General features: G+C 51.2%; 17 protein-coding genes. 13 read left to right on the top strand and 4 right to left on the bottom strand.

From position 1 onward, the window contains the following. Positions 1-5: 5 nt before the first annotated feature. Positions 6-3,269: a diguanylate cyclase gene (locus tag V8247_RS01685; protein WP_338738138.1), complete on the bottom strand. Its 3,264-nt coding sequence runs from the start codon at positions 3,267-3,269 to the stop codon at positions 6-8. 181 nt (positions 3,270-3,450) lie between these two features. After that, the gene (locus V8247_RS01680; RefSeq protein ID WP_375340876.1) at positions 3,451-4,545 is read right to left on the bottom strand and encodes a type IV pilus twitching motility protein PilT; all 1,095 of its coding nucleotides are present in this window, start codon (positions 4,543-4,545) and stop codon (positions 3,451-3,453) included. A 126-nt stretch (positions 4,546-4,671) separates the two neighbouring features. Here V8247_RS01680 and V8247_RS01675 point away from each other — a divergent pair, with 126 nt between their 5' ends. From V8247_RS01675 to V8247_RS01660, 4 genes are all read left to right on the top strand, one after another. Continuing rightward, positions 4,672-4,968, top strand: coding sequence for a winged helix-turn-helix domain-containing protein (locus tag V8247_RS01675; protein ID WP_338738133.1), 297 nt, complete (start codon positions 4,672-4,674; stop codon positions 4,966-4,968). After that, complete coding sequence (locus tag V8247_RS01670; RefSeq protein WP_338738131.1) at positions 4,965-5,378, top strand: hypothetical protein; 414 nt, start codon at positions 4,965-4,967, stop codon at positions 5,376-5,378. The genes V8247_RS01675 and V8247_RS01670 overlap by 4 nt, the downstream gene beginning before the upstream one ends. Positions 5,379-5,538: 160 nt before the next feature. Next, on the top strand, positions 5,539-6,129 hold the full coding sequence (locus V8247_RS01665) for a methyltransferase (RefSeq protein ID WP_338738129.1): 591 nt from the start codon (positions 5,539-5,541) through the stop codon (positions 6,127-6,129). Then, positions 6,126-7,757: a GH3 auxin-responsive promoter family protein gene (locus V8247_RS01660; protein WP_338738127.1), complete on the top strand. Its 1,632-nt coding sequence runs from the start codon at positions 6,126-6,128 to the stop codon at positions 7,755-7,757. Before V8247_RS01665 ends, V8247_RS01660 begins: the two co-directional genes overlap by 4 nt. A gap of 54 nt (positions 7,758-7,811) precedes the next feature. On the opposite strand, the gene V8247_RS01655 is transcribed toward V8247_RS01660, so the two are convergent. Both V8247_RS01655 and V8247_RS01650 read right to left on the bottom strand, forming a co-directional pair. Beyond that, complete coding sequence (locus V8247_RS01655; protein WP_338738125.1) at positions 7,812-8,654, bottom strand: DUF5667 domain-containing protein; 843 nt, start codon at positions 8,652-8,654, stop codon at positions 7,812-7,814. Next, positions 8,651-9,196 (bottom strand): ECF subfamily RNA polymerase sigma factor, BldN family, encoded by a 546-nt coding sequence (locus tag V8247_RS01650; protein WP_338738123.1) that lies wholly within the window; start codon positions 9,194-9,196, stop codon positions 8,651-8,653. The genes V8247_RS01655 and V8247_RS01650 overlap by 4 nt, the downstream gene beginning before the upstream one ends. Before the next feature lie 355 nt (positions 9,197-9,551). Between V8247_RS01650 and rpsL the strand changes: the two genes are divergently transcribed. The 9 genes from rpsL to rpsS are packed head-to-tail and all read left to right on the top strand — an operon-like array spanning position 9,552 to position 15,635. Beyond that, a complete protein-coding gene (gene rpsL, locus V8247_RS01645) occupies positions 9,552-9,989 on the top strand; it encodes a 30S ribosomal protein S12 (RefSeq protein WP_338738121.1) in 438 nt (145 codons plus the stop codon). Between the two features lie 36 nt (positions 9,990-10,025). Continuing rightward, positions 10,026-10,499: a 30S ribosomal protein S7 gene (gene rpsG / locus V8247_RS01640; RefSeq protein ID WP_338738119.1), complete on the top strand. Its 474-nt coding sequence runs from the start codon at positions 10,026-10,028 to the stop codon at positions 10,497-10,499. Positions 10,500-10,526: 27 nt separating this feature from the next. Further along, positions 10,527-12,617 carry an elongation factor G gene (gene fusA / locus V8247_RS01635; protein WP_338738115.1) on the top strand — a complete coding sequence of 697 codons (2,091 nt, stop codon included), beginning with the start codon at positions 10,527-10,529 and terminating at the stop codon, positions 12,615-12,617. 15 nt (positions 12,618-12,632) lie between these two features. After that, positions 12,633-12,941, top strand: a complete 309-nt coding sequence (gene rpsJ / locus V8247_RS01630; protein WP_338738112.1) for a 30S ribosomal protein S10 — start codon at positions 12,633-12,635, stop codon at positions 12,939-12,941. Between the two features lie 11 nt (positions 12,942-12,952). Next, positions 12,953-13,576: a 50S ribosomal protein L3 gene (gene rplC / locus V8247_RS01625; protein ID WP_338738110.1), complete on the top strand. Its 624-nt coding sequence runs from the start codon at positions 12,953-12,955 to the stop codon at positions 13,574-13,576. 1 nt (position 13,577) lies between these two features. Continuing rightward, positions 13,578-14,210 carry a 50S ribosomal protein L4 gene (gene rplD / locus V8247_RS01620; RefSeq protein WP_338738108.1) on the top strand — a complete coding sequence of 211 codons (633 nt, stop codon included), beginning with the start codon at positions 13,578-13,580 and terminating at the stop codon, positions 14,208-14,210. Between the two features lie 10 nt (positions 14,211-14,220). Continuing rightward, complete coding sequence (locus tag V8247_RS01615) at positions 14,221-14,505, top strand: 50S ribosomal protein L23 (protein ID WP_338738106.1); 285 nt, start codon at positions 14,221-14,223, stop codon at positions 14,503-14,505. Between the two features lie 6 nt (positions 14,506-14,511). Next, positions 14,512-15,339 (top strand): 50S ribosomal protein L2, encoded by an 828-nt coding sequence (rplB, locus tag V8247_RS01610; RefSeq protein ID WP_338738105.1) that lies wholly within the window; start codon positions 14,512-14,514, stop codon positions 15,337-15,339. Between the two features lie 8 nt (positions 15,340-15,347). Next, positions 15,348-15,635 carry a 30S ribosomal protein S19 gene (rpsS, locus tag V8247_RS01605; RefSeq protein ID WP_338738103.1) on the top strand — a complete coding sequence of 96 codons (288 nt, stop codon included), beginning with the start codon at positions 15,348-15,350 and terminating at the stop codon, positions 15,633-15,635. Positions 15,636-15,644 lie beyond the last annotated feature (9 nt).

Below are 15,644 nucleotides of genomic sequence, written 5' to 3'. Positions count from 1 at the left end.
TCTGCTTAATCTTCGGTGGTTGTGGTTTTCGTTTCCGCGCGGCGTTCGGCGCCGGCGCGCTCTTCTTCCGAAGGTTGCATGATGCGGCAGAACACCTCAACCAGTTGCGGGTCAAACTGACTGCCGGAACATCGTCTGAGTTCCGTCAGCGCTTCATCAAGTGATAATTGGTCGCGGTAAGGCCGCGGGGAAGTGATGGCGTCATAAGCATCGGCTACCGTCAGTATCCTCGCTTCCAGCGGTATGGATTCCCCTTTGAGTTTGTGCGGGTAGCCGCTGCCGTCCCAGTGTTCGTGGTGATGGAGAATCGCCGGCAGACATTTGGAAAGGTCAACCACATGCTTCAGTATTTCCACTCCCAGTTCCGGATGCGTACGGATGGGTTCCCATTCCTTGAGGTCAAGTGCCGATGGTTTGGTCAGGATAGAATCTGGAACGCCGATTTTACCGATATCATGAAGTAAACCGGCCGCCCGGATGAAATGGACCGTTTCTTCCGGCAGTTTGACGGCTTCCGCCAGGGCTACCGCATATTCACTCACCTTGCGGGAGTGGCCGTAGGTATAGTGGTCTTTGGCGTCCACGGTAGCCGCCAGGGCGTAGATGATGGACAAAGCCTGCGGTTGCGCCTCCGGCTCAGCGTTAAGGTCGGGAGCCTCCGGTCCGGCGGTTTCGGAGGCCAGACAGGTCCGGTTGCGCCCTAACCGTTTGGCGCGGTACAGCGCTAAATCCGCGCGATGAATCACTTCTTCCTTCATCAGCCCGTCACCCGGCCAGTTGGATACACCGAGGCTTGCAGTAACCGGCATTTCCCGGAAACTGGAACGGGCTTCAATGGTCTTTCTCAAGCGTTCAGCTACCCGATAAGCATCATCAATGCGGGTTTCCGGGAGGATTATGGCGAATTCCTCACCGCCGTAGCGGAAAGGCAGATCAATATTGCGTACTGAAGTATGAATCATCTGCCCTACCTTGCGCAGAAGCTGATCTCCGGCCAGATGGCCGTAGATATCGTTATAAACCTTAAACAGGTCAAGGTCCAGCAGTATCAGGGAGAAGGTGATGCCGAACCGGCCGCCGCGGCTGATTTCCTGTTCTACACGTTCGTGGAAATGGCGGTGGTTATAAAGGCCGGTGAGTTCGTCGGTATTGGCGCGGGTATTCGCTTGAATAAACAGTTGCGCATTTTCAATGATGACGCCGGCTTGGGAAGAAATACGGTTAATCAGTTCCAAGTCTTCAGTGGAATATACGCCGCCGTTGTTTTTATTGCCGGTAGCGATGATGCCGACCAGTTTATCCCGGCTCTTGATTGGGTGGATCAGGGCCAGGTCCGCATTGGCCAGTTGCTCTTTCTCTGATTGCCACAACCCCTTGAATTCCGCCATAGAATGTACCTGTGCGGGTGATATGGCTCTACCCTTGCGATCCATCCACTCCACAATCGGGTTATCCGCCGGCATACGGAAACTGTTCCTTAATTCGTGATTCTCAGGATATATATATTGAACGGTAAAATCCGCCGCCGGGTTATTTTGGAATAACAGCGCCGCATGGCTGATATTCAGCGCCTGGGCCAGGGGCGGCAGGATCGCCTGTGAGAGTTCTTCCAGATTCAGGATGTAACTCATCTTGTTGGAAAAGTTCAGCAGTTCCTGACGGTGGACATAGTTTTCCCGATAGAAAATCCGGTCTACGGTAACGGCGATAAAATGAGTCAGCGGCCGAGCTGTCAACGCGAGCAGAGTGACGATTATGCCGGTAATAATCATGACGGTGGTTTGGGGTATTCCCGGGAATAATTGAAGGGTCAGGAATAACATGCCGGCATAGGTAGCGGCCAAAGCGGTGACCAGTATCAGGAAAGTCAGACCGCGGCGTGCGACCAGTTTGATATCAAGTAAATGAAAGCGGGATATTGCATAGGCAATTAACGCAGTATTGATAATGTTGCCGATATGGTCGGTCGTCAAACCGGCCAGTGCCGGTGTGAAGGGAGTTATATAGCTAAGAATGATCAAAGCAGCTGAACCAAGTAAAAGGTAGACCGTCCGGTTGCGATCAACCGGGTCAATGGATTGTCTATAGCGCCTGAGGAGCATGTATACGCCGGCAATAACAAACGGGGCAATGATTGAACCGATAACAATATCCCAAGGCCGGATATCATGGAGAATATATCCATTCACGAGGCTGACATTTGAGACGACCATTCCGTTCAGGGCAAGAATTAAAATGGTGAAGGTAAACGCATAACCGATGTAGACCCAGATGCCCCCGGGCTTGTTAACATACACTCTGACAAAATGGTAATAAGCTACGCCGATCCAGGTGATGGCTACGACAACCATTTCATTCCAGAACTGAAGTTGTTCGGGGGCTGCAGCCGGGTTGAAAACCAGCATAAAGGAGGTGAAACTCCAAAATGCCGCAACACTCAGAAAATAGGCGAAGAATCTATTAGCTTTTCGTTCTGTATCCTGAAGTACCAGTAAGAGTAATACCACATACACAATACTGGCCACCAATGGAATAATTGCCCAGGCATTTAAGCCTAATATTTGCGGTGTGTTGCCGCTGAGTCCCATGGTAATTGAGGCCAACCCTCCAAAGGAGAACAAGGCAAGTGGTGTCAATAAAGCGTAGGTGAAGCCTCTTTGGGTATTGATGTTTCTTAACGGGACGAGGCGGTGCCGGAAAATTACAAAGACGATTAATGAAAGATTAATGAAACTGGCTAACTGGTCAATCGGCAGACCGTATATCATCGGGTTGTCACTTAGATTGGTGAAGCCGGCGGTAACGGCAATCAACATACCGGTCAACAGGACTATTGGAGTGAGGCGTTCATCAACGTTTTGGGTGCTCCGAAATTTATGCCACAGGGCCGACGCACTCAGTAATGTGATGGTCAGCACTATGAGCGTTACAAGGTACACGTTAGCGGTCATTGTCTGATGGACGACACCTTCAAGGACAGAGGCGCTGGTAACGATATGTCCATTCAATGAAAGAATCGCCACTATGGCCAGTCCGAGATATCCTGCTAGTACACCAATTCCAGCTTTATTGAATACATACACGCGAACAAAATGGTAATAGGCCACAAGTGTCCATACTAAAGTAATAATCAGAATTTTGTTCCATAACAGGGTTTGTGAAGCCGGTGCATCCAGATGCAACATGAAGGAACTAAAACCCCAAAGCGCGGCAATGCCGGCAAAATATGCCATCGCCCGACTGATTTTGCGGTCCAAACTAGGCAACATTAACAACAGCAGTACTAAGTATGCTATGGATGTAACCAGCGGTATGGCAGCCCAGACGGTCAAGCTATATCGGTCCCCCGGTCAGTTGATTTGATATTCGGCTCATTATGTCCGAGCGGGCCATGGATGTCAACGAAAATCGTTCGTAAACAACTTGACCAGTACTATTGTCTTTGGACGTCTAAAATGGATTTGGGGCTCTGACGTGCCGTTTGGTATCCTCAATCAACCGTTCCAGACGGTCGGGATTATCGCTCTTCATAAGCGCTTCTTCTTTAGTTACAATCCCATTCGCCGCCAGTTCGGCTAGATTCTGATCCAGAGTCTGCATGCCGGCCTGCCGGTTCAGCTGCATGATGGAGTGCAGTTCAAAGGTTTTACCTTCGCGAACCAGATTTCTAACCGCGGTGGTCGTCAGCAGTATTTCAAAGCAGCCCACCCGTCCGCTGCCGTTGGCCCTTTTGATAAGCGTTTGGGAAACCACTGCCTCCAATGCCTGTGATAATTGCATCCGAATCTGATGTTGCTGGTTTGGCGGGTACATATCAATCACTCTGTCCACAGTCTGTACGGCATTAATGGTATGCAGGGTTCCCAAAACCAAATGGCCGGTCTCGGCGGCAGCCACCGCGGTAGTGATGGTATCAATATCCCTGATTTCACCCACGACGATCACATCCGGGTCATGGCGCAGGGCATGGCGCAGAGCAGTAGGATAGGAAGAGGTGTCGCCGCCCAATTCCCGCTGGGCGATAATGCATTTATTGTCCTGAAATACGTATTCAATGGGATCTTCAATGGTGATGACACTGGAGTGGCGGTTTTCATTAAGATGCTGCAGCATGGCGGCCAGAGTGGTGGATTTACCGGAACCCGTCGGGCCGGTGACCAGAATAAGGCCCCGGGGTTTCATGATCAGGCTTTTCAGGATGCCCGGCAGGTTCAACATATCAATGGTCATTATATGGAAGGGGACCTGGCGGACAGCGATGGAAATGGTGCCCCGCTGGTACATGATATTGACCCGGAAGCGTGAGACATCGGGAACTGACATCGCAAAATCAAGTTCTTTGTCATGAATAAAATGTTCCTGCTGTTCAGGGGTAGTCATTTCTCGGAACAAGCGCTCCATGTCGCCGGCATTGATCGGGCCGTAATTGGTTTGGCGTTTGAGCATTCCATCAATGCGGAAAACCGGCGGATTGGGGACCTTCAAGTGCAGGTCTGAAGCCCCGGCTTTGACCATTGCCCGTAGCAGTTCCTCAGCTTTCATGATGCCTCCCCTGATGTTTCCGGAATATTATTCCGTGTATGGATAATAATACACCTGATAACACTTGACGTGGGTAGTATAATAGTACTAGTCGTAATTCGCAATAAAAAGGACTTTAGTAGGGTACCGATGAGATTAGACCGCAGAAGGTCCAGCATTGAAATTATCGCAGATATGTTGCGGCTGGGTGAAGCCGGCAAGACGGAAATCATGTATTCCGTCAATATGAGCTATTTTCAGCTACAGAAATATCTTAATTTCATGATTGACCGGGAGTTAGTGGACCGGGTCAAGCTGGGCAACCCTTCGGTTACTTACCGGGTCACCAAAAAAGGTTTGACGCTTTTGCGCCATATAGACGAAATACTTGATACTCTTAATCTCAAAGATGACGATGAAGATGCGTCCCCGACAGGAGTACTATGACTGAAAAGCGAATGTTGATCGTGCCAGCGGAGTTGCTCAAGAAGATTGATGAAAACCGCGGTGACCTTTCTCAGGCTGAATTCCTTAATTTTCTCATTGACAACCAACTGAAAGAACCCGTCCCGTCTGCAACTGGAATTTCCCGTGAGGACCTGGAGCAGCTTAAGGCTGAGTTTGCCAGGATGCTTAACAAGGAAAGTTACAAGTATGCTCTGAAGGAAGAGATGGCCGGGTTTCAGGAAGATACCAAGAAATTAATGAAGAGCTTTGTGGATTTCTTTATCGGCTACGGCTTGGAACTTGGCAAAGAAGGTCCGCTGGATTTGAAGGAAATGACTTCCAAGTTTACCGGGGTTGATCAGAACGCTCCGGAAGAAGAAGGACGGGAAGTCAAGATCAAATGGAAATAGCCGTCGCTCAAGTCTGAGAGTTTTCAAAGGAAATGTTAATTCTCCCCCAAATCGGGGGAGAATTTTTTTTAATCGTACCTCAGCTATGACTAGAACATTGTTCTAGTACTATATACCTTCCAATAGCCCCGAATGACTGGCATAGTACTAATTAAATATTATGAACTACATTTTATTAGGGGCTGCCGGTTTCATGCTGATGCATTTCCTTGATTTTGCCTCAATGAAGAAGATCACCGGGTTAAAGCCGCTTTTGTGGCTCGTTGGGACCGGGCTTGTCGTCTACGCCATGTTCAATGTTGCCGTGACGGGAAACCATTTTGGATTTCCCGTGTGGATTAACATTTTCGGTTGGGGCGTATTTTCGGCTGCCTTGTTTGGTATGGCCTATTCACTATATGTAGCGCTCCCAATCGGTAAAACCTATATATCCAGCGGTACCAGCGGGCAATTGGTCACTAATGGCATCTATGAATTGGTTCGCCATCCCTGGTTGCTGTTTTTCGGGTTCGCCATGGCAGGGCTGGTATTGTTGTCAGGGTCCCTGCTGGCTCTTTGGGCTGGGATCGTCTGGGTTCTTTTCTCCACTATACTCGTCTACCTCCAGGATCGCTACGTTTTTCCTCGTATGTTTCCGGGTTATCACCGGTACCAGGAAACTACTCCCATGCTTATTCCTAGCAAACAAAGTCTAACCGCCTTCTTCAAAGGCTTGAAAAAAAATAACAAATTGGAGGTCCAGTCAAAATGAGCCAGTTAGGTGACATGTTGGAACAGGGACAATATGATGAGATGTGGGATCGCTGTTGCGGGTTTATTGATCTGAGCATAAATCAATTTATGGATATCCAAAAGCGTTTGCTTTTGGAACAAATTGAGATGCTGAAGAACTGCCCGCTGGGCAAGGGTATCTTCAATGGTGCCAATCCTACCACGGTGGAAGAATTCCGCCGTATGGTGCCGTTGACCAGCTATGAAGACTACGCGCCCTATCTTTTGAAGCGGCGGTGGGATGTGCTGCCGCGCAAGCCGATTATGTGGCAATATACTTCCGGTAAAAGCGCAGAGTATTCTTACCGCTGGGCCCCGGTGACCGCCCGGATGATGGATGAGACTGAGGCGCTGGTTTTTGCCCTCTCCTTCTTTTCCGGCGCCAAAAAGCGCCATGACGTTACCATTCGTCCCAATGACCGGGTGCTTTACGGCATGGCGCCGCCGCCTTATGCTACCGGCACCATGACCCGGGTTTTCCCCCATGAGATCTTCCAGTTTTTGCCGCCGGTAGAGGAGGCTGAGAATGTCTCATTTGAAGAACGCGTTACTCAGGGCTTCAAAATGGGATTGGAAAAGGGGATGGATTACTGTTTGTCCATGTCCAGCGTCACCGTAGCCATGGGCGAGAAATTTAAGAGTTCCGGCGGCAAGGTTGACATAAAAAAAATGGTAAAAAAGCCTGCCATGCTGGCCCGGCTGCTTAAGGGTAAAATGAGAGCCAAACTGGCCGGCCGGCCAATGCTGCCGAAGGATTTGTGGAAACTCAAGGGTCTCATTACCTACGGAATTGACGGCGAAGTATTTCGGGATAAGATCAATGAAATGTGGGGGTGTTATCCCTTGGACTTTCACGGTTGTACTGAAGCTGTTATCATCGCCATGCAGACTTGGGATCATCAGGGCATGACCTTTATCCCCCATATGAACTTCTTTGAGTTCATCCCCGAATCAGAAGCCGTCAAATGCTGGCAGGATCCGTCATACCAGCCACAGACCTATTTGATGAACGAACTCAAGCCAGGGAACTACGAACTGGTCATTACCAATTTCCACGGCGGTGCCTTTGTCCGTTACCGTCTGGGCCACCTGGTCCAGATTACCTCACTCCGGAATGACAAACTGGATATTGATATTCCCCAGATGCGCTTCCTGACCCGGGTTGATGATCAGATAGACATCGCCGGTTTCACCAGGTTATCGGAAAAAGTTCTGTGGCAGGCTCTGGAGCATTCGCGGGTGGCCTATGATAACTGGACTGCCCGTAAAGAAACCAGCAAGGGTCGGCCAGTGTTGCGTTACTATCTGGAGCCCAAAAAGGGACAGCGAATCAATGCTCAGGAGGCCGCTGGTCTGATTCATGCCGAACTCAAACAGCTTGATCAACCGTATTCTGAGTTGGAGGATTTTACCGGGTTGATGCCGCTGGAAGTCACGGTGCTGCCGCAAGGAGCCTTCAAACTTTATAAATTGAAGCAGCAGGCAGCCGGGGCGGAATTGGCTCATTTATCACCGCCGCATATCAATCCCTCACCGGAAATCATTGAATTCCTGAGCGCTACAGCCGGGAAGGTCAGGGTCACCGAGGCGGAAACAGTTGCGGTCTGACGGAACTGATAATATTAAGGCACAGAGAGCCGGTTAACACCGGCTCTCTGTGCCTTAATCAAAGCGGGATAATAGATCGGAATAGCCGTCGCGGATAACCGCCGCGGCCTGTTCCAGCGCCAGTTGGACCGCCGGCGACGCACCGGGAGGGATATCAGTCAAGCTGGCCAGTTGGGAAGCTTCGGCATCAGTCAATATTTCAGCAACGGCGGATGAAACTCCCGCACCTCGGTCGTTTTCGGGCGTACCGGTAATACTGACGGTCCATTCCGTGCCGGACGGAGGAGCCAGCATATCTATCGTTTTATTAGGATTAAGACCTTGTATAGCCGCGGCCGCGGAGAAGTTGGCGGCAATGCTTGAAGTGAGTTCGGCAATAGCTAGCGAATCACCAATGCCGGCCAGGTACATGATTTCAGCTACCCGGCGATCATTGAATGCCGTATAGAGCTTAACTTTGGCATCATTTCCCGGAGTCAGGCTGATTAAAGTCTGCTCCATACCAGTTTTCAGCGGATACAAGACCTCACCCGGCATACTGCCGCTGACGGTAAATGCCAGGCCGCCGCCTCCTAGACTAAGGCTGAGCAACAGAGTTATTACGGCGTTGGCCCAGCCGAGACGCCAGAATGGTTTGTTTTGCCGATGTGCCGTCTCGGCCAGTTTTTCATTCAGCCCATAACGGATGCGCATTCTGGCACCGGGCGAAGGCACAAGTTCGGGTGACCGGGCGATTCCCAGGGCGATATTCAGCAGGTCGGCCAGTTCTGCGGCTTGAGCGGGGTATTTTTCCATGCAGTTTTCTACTGAAGCGCGGCCGGAAAGCACGGCATCCAGACATTCATCAAAGATGTCTTCTATTATTATGTTGTTGTTGTGTTTATCTGCTGTATTCATATTTTTTCCATCATCAGCCGCCGCAATGCGGCTATAGCCGCGTGCTGCATTGCCTTGACAGCCCCTTCGGTTCGGCCGGTCAGGCGGGCTACCTCAGCAATGGGCAGCTCGGCCCCGAAACGCAGGGCAATCACCTCCCTTTGGGACGGGGTCAGTTTTTGGGTTGCCGCTATAAGTTCCCGGCTCTCCATTTTTAATTCGGTTTCGGCGGCCGGATCATCATCAGCCGCCAGCGGCATCGTCTCATCCAGCTCCACTGTTGGCCGGCGCGACCTCTTTCTCAGGCTGTCAACGATCTGGTTATGCGCGATACGGTACAACCAGGCACTGAAAGGGATGTTGCTCATCACCTTGTAAGAATGTATTGAACTCAGGGCTTTGACAAACACCTGCTGCGTCAAGTCTTCAGCCTCCGTGCGGTTGCCGGTTTTAATGCTGACATAACGGTAAATCTTATCAAAATAGGCTTCATAGATAAGACCGAAGGCCTCCGCATCCCGCGCTTGCGCCCGCGTTATAATTTCTCGTTCGTCTTGCTGCACCTGGGAAAAACCCCCTGCCGGTTGGTTGGCGGTGTCCGATGTATCACCAGCGCTGTCCGGTTTTAGCCGGTGCATTTATTATAACGAAAGAGCAGGGGCAGGGATAGCTGTCGGGGCTGGCGGATTAGATATTTTCAGTGGTCATAGGTGGAACCATGAAAAGCCCGGGATGTGGTGTCCTCAGGATTGAAATGTTGACACCGCTATTTCGGCATGATACACTAGCCCGTTGTTTGTGATTTGATTACAAACATGGCAGATGATGCGTTATTAAAGCAGTCTGCCACGGGCTTGTTGAAGGGTGGGCTCGTCTCATCCTTTTGTATTGTCCGGAAAATGATAAGGAGCAAGACACATGCCAACGGTAAATCAGTTAGTCAGAAAAGGGCGCAATAAGCTGGCGAAGAAAGCCAAGACTCCGGCGTTGCATTACAACTTCAATGCCCTCAAGAACCGTAATGTTTACGGTACCGGTTCGCCGCAAAAGCGCGGTGTTTGTCTCCAGGTGAAAACCACTACGCCCAAGAAACCTAATTCGGCGCTGCGTAAAATAGCCCGCGTCCGTCTTTCCAACCATATGGAAGTTACTGCTTATATTCCCGGTGAAGGTCACAACCTGCAGGAGCACTCGGTTGTGCTTATCCGTGGCGGTCGCGTGCCGGATCTGCCGGGTGTGCGCTATCATATCGTCCGTGGTACTCTGGACACCGCCGGCGTAGCTAATCGCAAGCAGGGACGCTCCAAGTATGGCTCCAAGGTGGCCAAAGCCGGTAAGACCGCGGCTAAAAAATAAAAAGGCTCTGATATTCAGGGAGGCAAATAGAGGAAAATGGCAAGACGAAATTCTAGCATCAAGAAACACCCGGTTGCACCGGATGCAAAATACAACAGCCTGATGGTTGCTAAAATGATCAATCGGCTGATGTACTCTGGCAAAAAGAGCACTTCGGAACGCGTGGTGTATGATGCCATGGACCTGATTGCCGAACAGGAAGGCAAGGACTCAGTGACCCTGGTGGAGCAGGCGATAAAAAATATTACTCCTCTGATTGAAGTTAAGGCTCGCCGGGTCGGCGGTGCCAATTACCAGGTGCCGGTGGAAGTTCGCCCAGAGCGGGCTTTTTCCCTGGCTTTGCGCTGGCTCGCCAAGTATTCTCGGGCCCGTGCCGGTAAATCCATGTCAGCGAAACTGGCCGCCGAGTTGACCGATGCCAGCAAGGGGCTGGGTTCAGCGGTCAAGAAGCGCGAAGAAACCCACAAGATGGCCGAAGCAAACCGTGCCTTCGCTCATTATCGCTGGTAATACGGGTAAGGAACATAAGACGAATTCATGAGCCAAGATAGAACTTTTCAACTAGATAAAATACGCAACATTGGTATCATTGCCCACATTGACGCCGGCAAGACCACCACGACTGAGCGCGTACTGTTTTATACCGGGCGCACTCACAAAATCGGTAATATTGACGATGGCAATACGGTGATGGACTGGATGCAGCAAGAACGCGAACGCGGCATCACCATTACTTCAGCAGCAACGGCTGCTCATTGGCGCGACTATCGCATCAACATTATTGATACCCCCGGCCACGTTGATTTTACCGCGGAAGTGGAGCGGTCTCTGCGCGTCCTGGACGGCGGCGTGGTTGTGTTTGACGGCGTCGCCGGCGTTGAAGCCCAGTCAGAAACGGTTTGGCGTCAGGCTAACCGCTATGGTGTGCCCCGTATTTGTTTCATTAATAAGATGGATCGTACCGGCGCTGATTTCTGGCGCTGTCTGAAAATGATTGAAGACCGGCTTAAGGCGCATCACATTACGGTGGTTATCCCCATCAACAGCGGTGAAACTTTTGGTGGTGTTATTGATCTGGTCACCGGAAGAGCTTATAAGGAAGATGGCGATGCCGCTACTCCGGAACCGGTAGAGATACCCTTGCCGGAATCCGAACGGGCACAATATGAGGCCGCTCGTCATCAGATGATTGAACGTCTGGCTGAGGTTGATGATGAAATTATGTGTGCCTATCTTGACGGCACAGAGTTAACGGAAGACCAGATCAGGGCTGGTCTTCGCCGGGTCACCCTGGCCAATAAGGGTATTCCTATTTTATGCGGCAGTTCTTTCCGTCAGAAAGGCGTCAAGGTGTTGCTGGATGCCGTAATTAATTATCTGCCCTCGCCGCTTGATACGCCGCCGGTTATCGGTGTTGACCCCCGCAATCAGGAAGAGGCCAGCCGCCCGGTTACCGACGAGGCTCCGTTTTCCGCTTTAGCTTTTAAAGTCGTCTCCGATCCATTTGTCGGTCGTTTGGTTTATTTCCGGGTGTACTCCGGTTCCATTAATGCCAGCGCGGGTGTGTTTAACAGTACTCGCGGGGAACGCGAACGCATCGGCCGGTTGCTGGTAATGCATGCAAATAGCCGCGAAGAAGTTGATAAGGCTGATACCGGTTCTATCATCGCCAGCCTGGGTCTTAAGAGTACTTTTACCGGCGATACGCTTTGTGATCCTAATCACCCGGTTGTACTGGAGAATATTACCTTTCCAGAACCGGTGGTTTCTATTTCCATTGAACCCAAAACCCGCGCCGACCAGGATAAAATGGTAGATGCGCTGCAGAAACTGGCCGATGAAGACCCGACTTTTAAGGTCTCCTACAACGATGAAACCGGTCAGAATATTATCGCCGGTATGGGTGAGCTTCACCTGGACGTTTTGGTCAGCCGCATGCTGACAGAATTTAAGGTAGCGGCCAAAATCGGTCAACCCAGGGTGGCCTATCGGGAAACCATTACCGGTACCGCTACCGGTGAAGGGCGATTTGTCAGACAGTCCGGTGGCCGCGGCCAATACGGTCATGTTAAGGTTAATATTGAGCCGCTGACTGAATCTACCGCCATTGAAGTCGTTGATGAAATTCGCGGTGGTACCGTTCCCAAGAACTTTGTTAACGCTGCCGCCAACGGTATTAAAGAAGCCGCGGCGACCGGAGCTTACGCCGGTTATCCTATGGTCGGCATTAAAGTGACTATTTACGACGGTAGTTACCATGACGTTGACTCCAACGAAATGGCTTTTAAAACTGCCGGTTCCATGGCGCTTAAAGACGTGGTTTCCAAGGCCAAACCGGTTCTGCTGGAACCGGTGATGAAAATGGAAGTAGTAACCCCTGAAGAATACATGGGGGACATTATCGGGGATCTTAATTCCCGCCGCGGTCATATTTCATCCATTGAGCCCCGGGGCGATTCTACGGTGGTTCACGCCTTCGTGCCTCTGGCCGAGACATTCGGTTATGCTACTACTATCCGCGGTATTTCCAAGGGGCGGGCTACTTCATCCATGGAGTTCCACAAGTATCAGGAACTGCCGGCCAATATTGCCAAGACGGTCATGGAGACCGAGGCAGCGAACAAATAGGGGAAATGTAAAAAGATGGGAAAACAAAAAATTCGGATCAAGCTCAAGGGGTTTGACCACAAGATTCTGGACCAGTCGGCGATGCAGATCGTTGAAGCCTTGGAACGCACCGGCGCCGTTATTTCCGGCCCGGTACCGTTGCCTACTCATATCAAGAAGTACAGTGTGATTCGCGCCTCTTTCATTGATAAGGACTCTCAGGAGCAGTTTGAGGTCAGAACACACCGGCGGCTCATTGATATTGTGGAGACCACCTCCAAGACTATTGACTCGCTTACCAGCCTGAATATGCCGGCTGGTGTTGACATTGATATTAAGCTATAGGAAGACTGAAGATGATAAACGGGATTATCGGAAAGAAACTGGGGATGACCCAGATCTATAGCGCCGGGGGTAAAGTTGAACCGGTCACGGTCCTGCAGGTAGGTCCCTGCACCGTGGTTCAGGTTAAAACGCCCGAGCGTGATGGATACACTGCTGCCCAATTGGGTTTTGGTGAATCCAAAAATCTGACTAAAGCCGAAAAAGGTCATGTTAAGGATATGGGTAATTTTCGCCACCTGCGCGAATTCCGGCTGGATGATCTTGATGGAGTTGAGGTCGGCAATCAGGTTGATGTTAGTCTGTTCGCTGATGGAGAACTGATTGATGTGACCGGAGTGAGCAAAGGCCGGGGTTTTGCCGGCACGGTCAAGCGGCATGGTTTTGCCGGTGGACCCAAGACTCATGGCCAGAGTGACCGGCATCGGGCTCCTGGTTCCATTGGTGCTACCACTACCCCCGGTCGGGTTTTTAAAGGCACCCGGATGGCCGGCCATATGGGACACGAACAGGTCACTGTCAGCGGGTTGAAAGTTATTAAAACCGACGTGGAAAAAAACCTTCTGCTGGTGCGGGGCGCTGTGCCCGGTGCCAAGAATGGTTTGATACTGATTAAAAAGTCGAAGAAGAGCAAATAAAATGGAAATACCTGTCTATAACACAAGCGGCCAGGTGGTCAAGAACATTACCATCAGCGAAGCCCTGTTCGGGGTGCCGATGAACGACGCCGTGGTGCATCAGGCGATGGTTGCTCAGGCGGCCAATGGCCGTCAGGGCACTTCCAGCACCAAGACCCGGTCAGAAGTAGCCGGCAGCACCCGCAAGATTTTTCGTCAGAAGGGCACCGGCGAAGCCCGGGCCGGCTCACGGAACAGTGGCCTCAGGCCGGGTGGAGGCGTGATTTTTGGACCCAAGCCCCGGGATTATTCCAAGGGACTGCCCAAGAAGATGCGTCAGCTGGCTATCCGGTGTCTGTTGTCGGACAAAGTCAGCAATGGTGGTTTGAAAGTGGTTGAAAGCTTCAGCTTTGAAGCTCCGCGCACCCGGGATATGGTTGCCGTACTTAAGGCGCTGGAGATAGGTTCTTCAACTATTATTGCTACGGCGGGGGTGGATTCTGCGGTTGTAATGTCCGCCCGTAATCTGCCGAAGGTAAAGACCACTCCGGCCAACCAACTTAATGTGGTTGATTTATTAAAATATGACCAGCTCCTGTTGACGGAGCAGGCTCTCGAAGTTATCCAGCAGGTTTGGGGTACCGAGGCCGCTTAAGGAGATATTGATGCAGATATTTGAAGTTTTACGCCGCCCGTTGATTACGGAGAAAAGTGCCCGGTTGCAGGACAACGGAGTTTATGTTTTTGAAGTAGCCGAAGGTTCAACCAAACCCCAGATCAAGGCTGCCGTTCAGGCTGCTTTCAAGGTTGAAGTGACTGCGGTGAATGTTGTCCGGGTCAAGGGCAAAATGAAGCGCATGGGTCGGGGATACCACATGACGCCTGACTGGAAGAAGGCGATGGTTACCTTGAAGCCCGGCGATAAGATTGAGTTGTTCGAAGGGGTCTAACAGATTATGGCACTTAAGCAGTATAAACCAACATCGGCAGGCCGTCGTCATCAGACCGGCTCTGATTTCTCGGACATTACCAAGAGTCGTCCAGAGAAAGCGCTGATTCTAAGCGTTAAGAATAATGCAGGGCGCAATGCTCAGGGCAAGATGACGGTGCGTCATCGCGGCGGCGGTGCCAAGAAGCTTATTCGTATCATTGATTTTAAGCGTGATAAGCTAGGCGTGCCCGGACGGGTGGCCGCTATTGAGTATGATCCGAATCGCTCGGCCCGTATTGCGCTCATATTTTACGTTGACGGCGAAAAACGTTATATCCTGGCCCCCCAGGGGCTTAAGGTTGATGACATGATTGTCGCCGCCCCCGATGCTGAGCTTAAAGTAGGCAACGCACTGCCTCTTGGTTCCATGCCCAGTGGTACCGTTATTCATAATATTGAACTGGAACCAGGCCGGGGTGCTAAAATGGTTCGTTCCGCCGGTGCCGGGGCGCAGTTGATGGCCAAAGAAGGCGATTTTGCCTTAATCCGTTTGCCCTCCGGTGAGATGCGCCGAGTCCGGATCGGTGCCTATGCCACCGTGGGTCAGGTCGGCAATGAGGAACATCAGACGCTGTCTATCGGTAAGGCCGGTCGCAAGCGTCATATGGGTTGGAGACCAACGGTTAGAGGCTCCGCCATGAATCCCGTTGATCATCCGCACGGTGGTGGTGAAGGTCGGTCGCCGATCGGTATGCCCGGACCTAAGACACCCTGGGGTAAACCGGCTTTGGGTTACAAGACAAGGAATAAAACCAAGGCTTCCAATAAGCTTATCGTCAAACGTCGGAGGTAATGAATTAAATGTCACGTTCTGTTAAAAAGGGGCCGGCAGTTCACCCCAAGCTGATGAAGAAGGTTGATGAAGCCAACCGCGCCGGAAAAAAGGTGATGATTAAAACCTGGGCCAGGTGGTCAACTATTTTGCCGGAGATGGTAGGGCTCAACTTCGGGGTACATGACGGAAGGCGCCATGTGACGGTATTCGTTACTGAAAATATGGTTGGTCATAAGCTGGGCGAATTCGCACCGACACGTACCTACCGCGGTCATGCCGGTAAATCCGAGGTCAAGGCCAAGGGCAAGAAATAAGGGGTCTTT

Origin of the sequence: Dehalogenimonas sp. W, from assembly GCF_037094495.1 — a bacterium.
Classification (GTDB): domain Bacteria; phylum Chloroflexota; class Dehalococcoidia; order Dehalococcoidales; family Dehalococcoidaceae; genus Dehalogenimonas; species Dehalogenimonas loeffleri.
The sequence above is the reverse complement of the archived record's forward strand: the minus strand, read 5'-3'. Positions and strand labels throughout refer to the sequence as shown.

Bases quoted from the DNA above. Each gene is read 5' to 3' on its own strand.
- rpsJ (WP_338738112.1), top strand. From the start codon at position 12,633: ATGGGAAAACAAAAAATTCGGATCAAGCTCAAGGGGTTTGACCACAAG.
- V8247_RS01685 (WP_338738138.1), bottom strand. From the start codon at position 3,269: ATGTTGCCTAGTTTGGACCGCAAAATCAGTCGGGCGATGGCATATTTT.
- V8247_RS01660 (WP_338738127.1), top strand. From the start codon at position 6,126: ATGAGCCAGTTAGGTGACATGTTGGAACAGGGACAATATGATGAGATG.
- rplC (WP_338738110.1), top strand. From the start codon at position 12,953: ATGATAAACGGGATTATCGGAAAGAAACTGGGGATGACCCAGATCTAT.
- rpsS (WP_338738103.1), top strand. From the start codon at position 15,348: ATGTCACGTTCTGTTAAAAAGGGGCCGGCAGTTCACCCCAAGCTGATG.
- rplB (WP_338738105.1), top strand. From the start codon at position 14,512: ATGGCACTTAAGCAGTATAAACCAACATCGGCAGGCCGTCGTCATCAG.
- V8247_RS01655 (WP_338738125.1), bottom strand. From the start codon at position 8,654: ATGAATACAGCAGATAAACACAACAACAACATAATAATAGAAGACATC.
- rpsL (WP_338738121.1), top strand. From the start codon at position 9,552: ATGCCAACGGTAAATCAGTTAGTCAGAAAAGGGCGCAATAAGCTGGCG.
- V8247_RS01615 (WP_338738106.1), top strand. From the start codon at position 14,221: ATGCAGATATTTGAAGTTTTACGCCGCCCGTTGATTACGGAGAAAAGT.
- V8247_RS01670 (WP_338738131.1), top strand. From the start codon at position 4,965: ATGACTGAAAAGCGAATGTTGATCGTGCCAGCGGAGTTGCTCAAGAAG.
- rplD (WP_338738108.1), top strand. From the start codon at position 13,578: ATGGAAATACCTGTCTATAACACAAGCGGCCAGGTGGTCAAGAACATT.
- V8247_RS01675 (WP_338738133.1), top strand. From the start codon at position 4,672: ATGAGATTAGACCGCAGAAGGTCCAGCATTGAAATTATCGCAGATATG.
- fusA (WP_338738115.1), top strand. From the start codon at position 10,527: ATGAGCCAAGATAGAACTTTTCAACTAGATAAAATACGCAACATTGGT.
- rpsG (WP_338738119.1), top strand. From the start codon at position 10,026: ATGGCAAGACGAAATTCTAGCATCAAGAAACACCCGGTTGCACCGGAT.
- V8247_RS01665 (WP_338738129.1), top strand. From the start codon at position 5,539: ATGAACTACATTTTATTAGGGGCTGCCGGTTTCATGCTGATGCATTTC.